Source organism: Geodermatophilus chilensis, from assembly GCF_002802985.1.
Taxonomy (GTDB): Bacteria; Actinomycetota; Actinomycetes; order Mycobacteriales; family Geodermatophilaceae; genus Geodermatophilus; species Geodermatophilus chilensis.
In genome coordinates this window covers 17046-27480 of sequence record NZ_NVPT01000072.1, presented here as the reverse complement: position 1 = coordinate 27480, position 10435 = coordinate 17046, and the positions used below count along the sequence as shown (strand labels likewise).

10 protein-coding genes are annotated in these 10435 nt (G+C 77.2%); 9 read left to right on the top strand and 1 reads right to left on the bottom strand.

Annotated elements, in window-relative coordinates:
- The first annotated feature begins 25 nt into the window (after positions 1-25).
- The 9 genes from CNO22_RS13730 (at position 26) to holA (ending at position 9926) form a co-directional block, all read left to right on the top strand.
- Entirely contained in the window at positions 26-865 is an 840-nt protein-coding gene (locus tag CNO22_RS13730) for an AAA family ATPase (RefSeq protein WP_232807021.1), read from the top strand.
- Positions 865-2283, top strand: a complete 1419-nt coding sequence (locus CNO22_RS13725) for a vWA domain-containing protein (protein ID WP_198588309.1) — start codon at positions 865-867, stop codon at positions 2281-2283. Before CNO22_RS13730 ends, CNO22_RS13725 begins: the two co-directional genes overlap by 1 nt.
- Before the next feature lie 251 nt (positions 2284-2534).
- Positions 2535-3293, top strand: coding sequence for a nicotinate-nucleotide adenylyltransferase (nadD, locus tag CNO22_RS13720; protein WP_232807020.1), 759 nt, complete (start codon positions 2535-2537; stop codon positions 3291-3293).
- Positions 3290-3850 (top strand): ribosome silencing factor, encoded by a 561-nt coding sequence (gene rsfS, locus CNO22_RS29050; RefSeq protein ID WP_232807019.1) that lies wholly within the window; start codon positions 3290-3292, stop codon positions 3848-3850. The genes nadD and rsfS overlap by 4 nt, the downstream gene beginning before the upstream one ends.
- Complete coding sequence (locus CNO22_RS13710) at positions 3847-4578, top strand: histidine phosphatase family protein (protein ID WP_100499900.1); 732 nt, start codon at positions 3847-3849, stop codon at positions 4576-4578. The genes rsfS and CNO22_RS13710 overlap by 4 nt, the downstream gene beginning before the upstream one ends.
- A gap of 50 nt (positions 4579-4628) precedes the next feature.
- Positions 4629-5528 carry a DegV family protein gene (locus CNO22_RS13705; protein WP_100499899.1) on the top strand — a complete coding sequence of 300 codons (900 nt, stop codon included), beginning with the start codon at positions 4629-4631 and terminating at the stop codon, positions 5526-5528.
- 136 nt (positions 5529-5664) lie between these two features.
- On the top strand, positions 5665-6492 hold the full coding sequence (locus CNO22_RS13700; protein ID WP_100499898.1) for a ComEA family DNA-binding protein: 828 nt from the start codon (positions 5665-5667) through the stop codon (positions 6490-6492).
- A complete protein-coding gene (locus CNO22_RS13695; RefSeq protein WP_100499897.1) occupies positions 6489-8921 on the top strand; it encodes a ComEC/Rec2 family competence protein in 2433 nt (810 codons plus the stop codon). The genes CNO22_RS13700 and CNO22_RS13695 overlap by 4 nt, the downstream gene beginning before the upstream one ends.
- 12 nt (positions 8922-8933) lie before the next feature.
- Positions 8934-9926 (top strand): DNA polymerase III subunit delta, encoded by a 993-nt coding sequence (holA, locus tag CNO22_RS13690; RefSeq protein ID WP_100499896.1) that lies wholly within the window; start codon positions 8934-8936, stop codon positions 9924-9926.
- A 126-nt stretch (positions 9927-10052) separates the two neighbouring features.
- Here holA and rpsT read toward each other — a convergent pair whose 3' ends face one another.
- On the bottom strand, positions 10053-10319 hold the full coding sequence (gene rpsT, locus CNO22_RS13685) for a 30S ribosomal protein S20 (RefSeq protein ID WP_100499895.1): 267 nt from the start codon (positions 10317-10319) through the stop codon (positions 10053-10055).
- Between the last annotated feature and the right edge of the window lie 116 nt (positions 10320-10435).

Genomic DNA, 10435 nt, shown 5'->3' with positions numbered 1-10435 from the left:
GCACCCGCGCCTCGCGCACGACCCGCTGGATCAGCGAGGCCCCGCCGCGCGGGATCACCACGTCGACGACGCCGCGGGCGTTCAGCAGCTCGCCGACCGGCTGGGCAAGCCGCTGCTGGTGGAGGGGCCGGCGGGCACCGGCAAGACCGAGCTGGCCAAGGCGCTGGCGGCCGCCACCGGCTCGGAGCTGATCCGGCTGCAGTGCTACGAGGGCCTGGACGAGGCGCGGGCGCTCTACGAGTGGAACTACAAGAAGCAGCTGCTGCGCATCCAGGCGGCGCAGGGGGACGGCGGCGCCGACTGGGGCACCGTGCACGACGACATCTTCGGCGAGGAGTTCCTGCTCTCCCGGCCGCTGCTGACCGCCATTCGGCGCACCGAGCCGACCGTGCTGTTGATCGACGAGACCGACAAGGCCGACGTCGAGGTCGAGGGCCTGCTGCTCGAGGTGCTCAGCGACTTCCAGGTGACCATCCCCGAGCTCGGCACGGTGACCGCTGCCCGCCGGCCGATGGTGGTGCTGACCTCCAACGCCACCCGTGAGCTGTCCGAGGCGCTCAAGCGGCGCTGCCTGTACCTGGCGCTGGACTACCCCTCGGCCGAGCGGGAGCGGGAGATCGTGCTCTCCCGGGTGCCCGACCTGGCGCCGGGGCTGGCCGAGCAGCTGGTGCGGACCATCCGGGCGCTGCGGGCGATGGAGCTGAAGAAGTCGCCGTCGATCTCGGAGACCCTCGACTGGGCCCAGACGCTGCTCGAGCTGGGGCTGGACACCCTCGACGAGACGGCGGTCGGCTCGACGCTGGGCGTGGTGCTCAAGCACGCCAGCGACCAGGAGCGGGCCGCGGCCGAGCTGCGGCTGAACTGATGATGCAGGGGTCGCCGGGCGGGCTGGCCGGTCACCTGGACGGCTTCGTCCGGGCGGTCCGGGAGGCCGGGATCCCGGTCGGCATCAGCCAGGCCGTGGACGCCGCGGAGATCCTGACCGTCGTCGACCTGCTCGACCGCGAGCAGCTGCGGCACGGGCTGGCGGCGGTGCTGCTGCAGCGCGCGGCGCAGCGGCCGGCGTACGACGTCCTGTTCGACCTGTGGTGGCCGCTGTCCGACCGGCCGGCGGCCCCCTCGGCCGACGACGAGCCCGGCGGGGAGCCGGGGGAGTCCGCGGAGTCGACCCTCGACCTGCCCGACGGCGCCGACCTCGCGCAGCTGATGCGCGAGGAGCTGTCCCGGCTGCTGCTCGACGGCGACGAGGAGGCGCTGCGCCGCTTGGCCCGCGACGCGGTCGACCAGCTGGGCCGGACGGCGCCCTCGCCGTCGGGCCAGTCCTTCTTCAGCTACCGGGTGATGCGGGCGCTCTCGCCGGACACCCTGGTCGCCCAGCTGCTGGCCGGCCTGCTCGGGGACGGCGGGCGCGGTGGGCTCGCCGAGCAGGTGGCCCGCCAGACGGTGCGCGAGCGGCTGGCGGCCTTCCGGGCCGCGGTGGAGGCCGAGGTCCGGCGGCGGACGGCGGCCGAGCGCGGCCGGGACAAGGTGGCGAGGAACGCCGTCCGCCCGCTGGCCGACCAGGTCGACTTCCTGCGCGCCCAGGCCGTGGACCTCGCCGAGCTGCGCCGGACGGTCGCCCCGCTGGCCCGGCGGCTGGCCGTCCGGCTCTCGGCGCGGCGGCGGCTGGGCCGGGAGGGACGGCTGGACTTCCGCAGGACCGTCCGGGCGTCGCTGGGCACCGGCGGCGTGCCGGTGGTGACCCACCACCGGCCGCGGAAGGTGCACAAGCCCGAGCTCGTGGTGCTCTGCGACGTCAGCGGCTCGGTCGCCGGCTTCAGCCACTTCACGCTGATGCTCACCCAGGCGCTGCGCGAGCACTTCTCGGGTGTGCGGGCGTTCGCCTTCGTCGACTCCACCGACGAGGTGACCCGCTTCTTCCGCCCCGGTGCCGACGTCGCCGACGCGGTGGCCCGGATCGGGCGGGAGGCCGACGTCGTCGGTTTCGACGGGCACAGCGACTACGGGACGGCGTTCGAGGTCTTCGCCGACCGCTGGCCCGCGGCCGTCGGGCCGAGGACGTCGCTGCTGGTGCTGGGTGACGGGCGGACCAACTACCGCCCGCCGGGGCTGCCGGTGCTGGCCGACCTGGTCCGCCGCTCCCGCTCGGCGCACTGGCTCAACCCCGAGCCGCGCCGGCTGTGGGGCAGCGGCGACTCCGCGGCCGACCGCTACGGCGAGGTGGTGGACATGGTGGAGTGCCGCAACGCCGCCCAGCTCGCGGACTTCGTCACCACGCTCTGAAGCGGTCTCCCGGCGGCGTGACCGCGCCGCGCAACGGTCGTCGTATCCGGTGGCTGCCGGGCGTCCCGGCGCCGCCGGCGGGTCCCGTCCACGCCGGTCGCGGCCGGCCGCAACCGGCGCGGACGGGGACACCGGTCGTCCAGGGCCCGCGCCGGTCCCCGCTCCGGCGTGCCCGGCGGGGAGGCCCCGTGCCCGCTGTCCGGGGTCGGTCCTCGCGGGCCGGGGTCGGACCGCCCGGATACGCTCGATCGGTGGCAGGTCGGCGGGTCGGGGTGATGGGCGGGACGTTCGACCCCATCCACCACGGGCACCTCGTGGCCGCGAGCGAGGTAGCGGTCCTCTTCGGGCTGGACGAGGTGGTCTTCGTACCCACCGGGCAGCCGTGGCAGAAGAGCGACCGCCACGTGGCGCCGGCCGAGGACCGCTACCTCATGACCGTCATCGCCACCGCCTCCAACCCGCGGTTCTCGGTGAGCCGGGTCGACGTCGACCGCGGCGGCCCCACGTACACGATCGACACGCTCACCGACCTGCAGCGGCAGCGGCCCGACGACGAGCTGTTCTTCATCACCGGCGCCGACGCCCTCTCGCAGATCCTCAGCTGGCGCGACAGCGCCGCCTGCTTCGCCCTGGCCCACTTCATCGGCGTCACCCGCCCCGGCTTCGACCTGGGTGCGTCCCACCTGCCGGAGGGGGCGGTCAGCCTGGTCGAGGTGCCGGCGCTGGCGATCAGCTCCAGCGACTGCCGTGAGCGGGTCGGCCGGGGGATGCCGGTCTGGTACCTGGTCCCCGACGGCGTCGTCCAGTACATCGAGAAGCGTGGGCTGTACCGGTCGGCCGCCGGCGGTCGTGCCGTCGCGCGGGAGGGCATCGCCCACCGTGGTGTCCCCGGCGACGCACCGCCGTCCGGCGATCGCCCCACGTACGACCGGCCGCCCGCGACGGCTCCCCCGACCGAGGGCACACCTCCCGAACCACCGACCACCGATCTCCAGGAGGTACCCCGATGACCGCCTCGACCGAGGCGCGGGAGACCGCACTGCTGGCCGCCCAAGCCGCCGCCGACAAGCTGGCGACCGACGTCGCGATCGTCGACGTCAGCGAGCGGCTGGCCATCACCGACGCCTTCGTGCTGGCGTCGGCCCCCAACGAGCGCCAGGTGCAGGCCATCGTCGACGAGGTGGAGGAGCGCCTGCGGCAGCACGGCGTCAAGCCGGTCCGCCGGGAGGGCGTGGCCGAGGCGCGCTGGGTGCTGCTGGACTTCGTCGACGTCGTCGTCCACGTCCAGCACGCCGAGGAGCGCGCCTACTACGCCCTCGAGCGGCTCTGGAAGGACTGCCCGACGATCCCGTTCGTCGACCGCGCCGCACCGCAGGGCGACGGGGCGGCGACCGGCACCGCGACGCTGTCGGCCGACGACGTCGACCCGGCCAGCGCCGACCCGACCCCGCTGGCGCCCGAGCCGGCCGACGAGGGCCCGGCGGCCAACGGACCGCTGGACGGCGAGGGGCCGTCCGCGCCGGCGGACGGCGAGGGGCCGTCCGCGCCCGGGGCGGCCGGCCGGTGAGCGACGTCCCGGCGCTGCCGGTGCCGCGTCTGGTCCTCTGGCGGCACGGGCGCACCGAGTGGAACGCCGCGGGTCGCTTCCAGGGGCAGCTCGACCCGCCGCTGAACGAGGTGGGCCGCCGCCAGGCCCGGCGGGCCGCGCCGCACGTGGCCGCGCCGCTGCCCGACGGCACGATCGTCCTCTCGAGCGACCTCGGCCGGGCCGCCGAGACCGCGGTGGCGCTGACCGACGTGCTCGGAGTACCGCTGCGACTGGACGCCCGGCTGCGCGAGGTCGGCATGGGCTCCTGGGAGGGGCTTACCCGTGAGGAGGTCGCCGAGCGCCATCCCGAGCAGTACGCCGACTGGCTGGCCGGGCGGGCCATCTCCGGACGCGGTGGTGAGGACGCCGCCGACGTCCCGGCGCGGGCGCTGGCCGCGCTGCGCGACCTGCCCGAGGCCCCGGCGGCCGTCGTCGTCAGCCATGGCGGGACCTCCGCGCGCCTGATCGAGGCGCTGCTCGGGCTGGGGCCCGAGCACCGGCGGGTGCTGGGCCCCCTGAGCAACTGCGCCTGGAGCGAGCTGGCCGAGCAGAGCGGCCGGTGGCGGCTGCTGCGGCACAACACCACGGCACCGGAGCTGCCCGACGGCCCCGTCTCCACGCCGCAGCCCGGCGCCCGCCGCCCGGACGCCGGCGCCAGCCCCGAGGAGGGCGCGCCGGGCCCTCCGCAGGACGCCGACGCACTGTGATCCCCGCCGTGGCCGGTCGGCGGCGGGAGGGCGCGGGCTAGCCTCGCCGGGTGTCCGTCGCCGTGGTCACCGACTCCTCGGCGTACCTGCCTGCCCGGCTCCTGGAGCAGTACGCGGTCGAGGTCGTCCCGCTGTACGTCGTGATGGCCGGCCACTCCGGCCGCGAGGGCGACGACATCGGACCGGCGGACGTCGCCCGCGCGCTCGGCGTCCGGGGCCAGCGCGTCTCGACCTCCCGCCCGACGCCCGGGGACTTCGTCGCCGCCTACCGCCGGCGGCTGGACGCCGGGGCCGACTCCATCGTCTCGGTGCACCTCTCTGCGGAGCTGTCCGGCACGGTGGACGCCGCCCGGCTGGCCGCGGCCCAGGTCGGGGAGCACATCGTGACCGTCGTCGACTCCCGCTCCGCGGCGATGGGCAACGGGTTCGCGGTGCTGGCCGCGGCCCGGGCGGCGGCGCGGGGCGAGGACACGGCCACCGTGGCCGCGGCGGCCCGGGACACCGCCGCGGCCACCCGCACGCTGTTCGTCGTCGACACCCTCGAGCACCTGCGCCGGGGTGGGCGCATCGGGCACGCCACCTCGATGATCGGCACCGCGCTGTCGGTCAAGCCGGTGCTGCACGTCGCCGACGGCCGGGTGGTGCCGCTGGAGAAGGTGCGCACGACCGCCCGGGCCCTCGTCCGCCTGGTCCAGCGCGGGGTGGAGGCCGCCGCGGGGGGACCGGTGATGGTCGCCGTCCACCACCTGGCCGCACCGGAGCGGGCCGAACGTCTCGCCGCCGACCTCGAGGAGCGGATCCCCGGCCTGCGCGAGCTCTACGTCAGCGAGCTCGGCGCGGCGATCGGCGCGCACGTGGGGCCGGGAGCCGTGGGCCTGGTCGTGGCACCGGCCGTGCCGGCGCGGCCGCCCGACGGCTCGGACGCCCCGGAGGAGACGGAGGACCGGTAGCGGGCACGGGACGGGCACCGGTGCAGCGTGCCCCTGCAACCCGCGCGCAGGCCCTCGGGATCCACAGCGGCACCGGCCGTCCACAGTTCCTCGGCGGCCCCGCCGGACCCGTCCGCCGCTCCCTAGCGTCGCGCCGGTGCGCCTCCCTCCCCGTCGCAGCGACGACGCCGACCTGATCCGGGAACGGCTGCGGGCCCTGCTGCAGGAGCGCCGGCCACCCGGTTGGGTGCCCGACGACGACCTCGAGCCCGAGCCGGGGGAGGAGCAGCTCCCGACCACGGCGGCGGAGGACGGGCTGCCTGCCGGCATCGGCCGGCACCGCGCCCCGGGCAGCGCCGTCCGGCTGGCCCCGGGTCGCCGCGCCGCCTGGTCGCTGTGGATCGCCGGCCTGCTCGCCGCGCTCCTCGTGGTCGGCGGCACGTGGCTGGACCGTCCGCAGGTCCAGCCCGCACCCGTCGAGCCGGCCCCGACCGCGCCGCCCGCGGAGGAGGAACCCGCCGCGACGCCGTCGGTCGGGGTCGCGGCCGACTCCGCGGCCACGGTCGTCGTCTCGGTGGTGGGCTCGGTGGCCCGGCCGGGGCTGGTCACCCTGCCCGAGGGCGCGCGGGTGGCCGACGCGCTGGCGGCCGCCGGGGGCCTGCTGCCCGACGCCGACCCGGCCTCGGTCAACCTCGCCGCGGTCGTCTCCGACGGCCAGCAGGTGGCGGTCGGGATCCCCGGGGCAGGGGCGGTGGGAGGCGCCGGCGTCGCGGCAGGAACAGCCGGCGGTGCCGGCCCGGTGGACCTCAACGCGGCGACCGCCGCCGACCTCGACGCGCTGCCGGGCATCGGCCCGGTCCTGGCCCAGCGGATCGTCGAGCACCGGGAGCGCAACGGCTCCTTCCGCAGCGTGGAGCAGCTGGACGACGTCCCCGGCATCGGCCCGGCCACCTACGCCGAGCTCGCCGAGCTGGTGACCGTGTGAGCACCGCCCGGGAGCGCTGGTCGTGGCTGGACCTGCGGCTCGCGCCCGCGGCGGCCACGGTCTGGGCCACCACCCTCCTCGCGCCGCTGCTGCCCGTCCCGGTGCTGGCCGGCGCGGTACCGGTGGCCGCCCTGGCCGCGGTCGCGGTGACCCGCCGCAGCCGGTCGCCGGCGGCGGTCGTGCTGCTGGGCGTCCTGGCGGCGCTCGCGGTCACCGCGACGACCGCGGCGGTACGGCAGGCGGCGCGGGAGGCCTCACCGCTGGCCGCGGTCGCCGAGGGACGGCGGACGGTCGAGCTGGTCCTGGAGCTCGACGGCGACCCGGCGGCGGTGCGCAGGGGAGGTCCGCCACGGGCCGTCGTCGAGGCCACGGTCACCACGCTCGAGGACGGCGGCACGCGCACCCGGCTGGACGACGCCGTGGTCCTGTTCGGTCCTGCCGACGAGTGGCGCGGGCTGCTGCCGGGCCAGGTGGTCCGGGTGCGGGCGGCGGTCGCTCCGGCCGCCGCCGAGGAGGGCGTGGTGGCGCGGCTGTCGGCGCGGGCGCCGCCGGTGCCCATCGGCGAGCCGTCGGCGGTGCAGCGGGCCGCCGGGGAACTGCGGGAGGGGCTGCGCGGGGCCGCCGTCCAGGTGCTCGGGCCGCAGGCCGGCGGGCTCCTGCCGGGCCTGGTCGTCGGGGACACCCAGGCGATGGACCCGGTGCTGGTCGAGGACTTCCGGCGGGCCGGCCTGGCGCACCTCACGGCCGTATCCGGCGCCAACGTGGCGATCGTGCTCGCCGGGGTGCTGGCGCCGCTGCGGCGCCGGGCGGTCGACCGGCGGGTGCAGGCGCTGGTCGCGGTGGGAGCGCTGGCCGGGTTCGTGGTGCTGGCCCGGCCCAGCGCCAGCGTGGTCCGGGCGGCGGCCATGGGCGCGGTGACCCTGCTGGCGCTGGCCACCGGGCGGTCCCGCGCGGCGCTGCCGGCTCTCGGGGCGGCCGTCGTCGTGCTGCTGCTGGCCGATCCCGGCCTCGCCCGGGACGCGGGCTTCGCGCTCTCCGTCGCGGCCACCGGGGCCATCGTGCTGCTCGCGCCGGGCTGGTCCCGCCGCCTGCGCGGTCGCGGCTGGCCACCGGTCCTGGCCGACGCGGTCGCGGTCGCCGCGGCCGCCGGGCTCGCCACCGCACCGCTGGTAGCCGGGCTCTCCGGGCTGGTGAGCCCCGTGTCGCTGCCGGCCAACCTGCTCGCCGCGCCGGCCGTCGCCCCGGCCACCGTGCTCGGCCTGTTGGCCGCGGTCACGCTGCCGGTCGTGCCGCCCGTGGGTGAGGCGCTCGTCCGGTTGGCCGGGTGGCCGGTGCGGTGGCTGGTGGTCGTCGCCCAGCACGCGGCGGCTCTGCCCGACGGTGCGACCGGGTGGCCGGCCGGCACCCGGGGCGCGGTGCTGCTGACGGTGCTGCTCCTGGCGGTCGGCTGGCTGCTGTGGCGCTTCCCCCGCGCCCGGCCCCTGGCGCTCGCGGCCCTCGTCGGCGTCGTGCTGCTCGGGTGGCCGCTGCGGCAGGTCACCCGAGGGTGGCCGCCCGATCGGACGGTGCTGGTCGCCTGCGACGTCGGGCAGGGCGACGCGCTGGTGGTGCCGACCGCGCCGGGGGAGGGTGTGCTCGTCGATGCCGGACCGGACGTGGGGGCGATCGACCGCTGCCTGGACCGGCTGGGCATCGACACGCTGCCCCTGGTGCTGGTCACCCACCTCGACGCCGACCACGCCGGCGGTCTGGCCGGGGCGCTGTCCGGGCGGGAGGTCGGGGTCGTCGCCACGGGCACCCTCTCGCCCGCCGAGGACCGGGCCGGCGCCCTGGAGGCGGCGGTGCGCCGGGCCGGTGCCGAGCGCGCCGTCCTGGTCCCCGGCGACCGGAGGACGGTGGGGACGGCGACCGTCGAGGTGCTCGCCCCGCCGCCGGAGGTCGCCACCGCCGCGGTGCCCGCCAACGACCTGTCGCTGGTGGTCCGGGTGACCCAGCGCGGCATCCGGGTGCTGCTCACCGGCGACCTCGGCGGTGCCATGGAGGCGAGGATCGCGGCCCGCGGGGTCGACCTGCGCGCCGATGTGCTCAAGGTGCCGCACCACGGCAGCGCCGACGCCGACCGCGGCTTCTTCGCCGCCACCGGGGCACGCGTCGCTCTGGTCTCGGTGGGCGCGGACAACACCTACGGGCACCCGACGGCCCGGGTGCTGGCCTGGCTGGCGCAACAGGGGGTGCGGGTGCACCGCACCGACCGGGAGGGCGACCTGGCCGTGGTGGGCGACGCCGGCGCGTGGGGCGTGGCCGTCCGCGGACCGGGCGACGGCGCCTCGGCGGCCCGCCGGTCCGGCGCGGTGGGGGGCCGCCCACCGGGGTGGTCGACCGCCGGGCGGGAGCCCGCGCGGGACGGCGGGAGCGTCGGTCCCGCGTGACACCATGCCGGTGTGGCCGCAGCACCCCCCGCACCGACCTCCCGACTGCGCGCCGTGGTGGGCGAGGAGGAGCTGCTGCGCTCGCGCGCCGTCTCGGCCGTCCGGGCCGCCGTCCTCGAGCGCCACCCCGACGCGGAGCTGCACGACCTGCCGGCGCAGGGCCTTCCGGTGGGCCAGCTGGCCGACGTCCTGGCCCCCTCGCTGTTCGGCGCGCACCGGCTGGTGGTCGTCACCGGGGTGCACGAGGCCGCCGGCGCGCTCGCCGACGCGCTCACCGGCTACGCCGAGGACCCGGACCCGGACCTCACGCTCGTGATCGTCCACCCCGGGGGCAAGCGCAACGAGGCCCTGGTGAAGGCGTTCATCGCCGCGGGGGCGGCCGTCGACGACTGCCCGAAGGTCAGCTCGGTGGGCGACCGGATCGCCTTCGTGCGCAACGAGGTCCGCTCGGCCGGCGGCCGGATCACCCCGGACGCCGCCTCGGCGCTGGTCGAGGCGATCGGCGCGGACCTGCGGCAGCTCTCGTCGGCGGCCACGCAGCTGGTCTCGGACTTCGGCGGCACGATCGACGCCGACGCCGTCGCCCGCTTCCACCGGGGGCAGGCCGAGGTCACCGGCTTCACGGTCGCCGAGCGGGTCCTGGTCGGCGACCGGCAGGGCTCCCTGGAGATGCTGCGCTGGGCGCTGCAGCGCGGTGTCGCCCACGTCCTCATCGCCGACGCGATCGCCGACGGCGTGCGGACGGCGGCCCGCGTCTCCTCGGTCCGCAGCTCCAACCCCGGCGACCTGGCCCGCACGCTGAAGATGCCGCCGTGGAAGGTCAAGCGGGCGCAGTCGCAGGCGCGGGGCTGGAGCATCGACGGCCTGCAGCAGGCGATCGGCGTGGCCGCCGAGCTCAACGCCGACGTCAAGGGCGCGGCGGCCAGCGCCGACTACGCGTTGGAGCGGGCCATCCGGCGGATCGTCGCCATCCGGCGGGAGACCGGCCGCGGCGTCCGCGGCTGACCGTCCGCGGGCGCCGCACCGCGCGGACACGGACCCACCGTCGGGACACCGGCTCCGGAACGCGACGAGCCCCCGTCCCGCAGGGGGAGGGGGCTCGTCGGACGGCCGCGCGGACGCGGCCGGAGGTCAGCTGGAGAGGCCGGTCAGCTGCTTGGCCATGCCCGACTTGCGGTTGGCGGCCTGGTTCTTGTGGATGACGCCCTTGCTGGCGGCCTTGTCCAGCGCCTTGCTGGCGGTCTGCAGCGCGGTCGTCGCGGCCGCGGCGTCCCCGGTGGCGGCGGCCGCGCGGAAGCGGCGGACGGCCGTCTTCAGGGCGGACTTGACGGCAACGTTGCGCTGACGCGCCTTCTCGTTGGTCTTGTTCCGCTTGATCTGGGACTTGATGTTCGCCACGCGTGAGCCTCGGGTGTCTCTCGGGAGGGAGTACTTCTGGACAGTGCGTCCGGACGGCGTGCGTCAGCGGACCGGTCTGCCAAGATACCAGCGTCGTCCGCCCGGCCCCAACCCGC

Excerpts from the sequence above, each read along its gene's own strand:
- rsfS (WP_232807019.1), top strand. The coding sequence starts at position 3,290 with ATGACCGCCTCGACCGAGGCGCGGGAGACCGCACTGCTGGCCGCCCAA.
- CNO22_RS13725 (WP_198588309.1), top strand. The coding sequence starts at position 865 with ATGATGCAGGGGTCGCCGGGCGGGCTGGCCGGTCACCTGGACGGCTTC.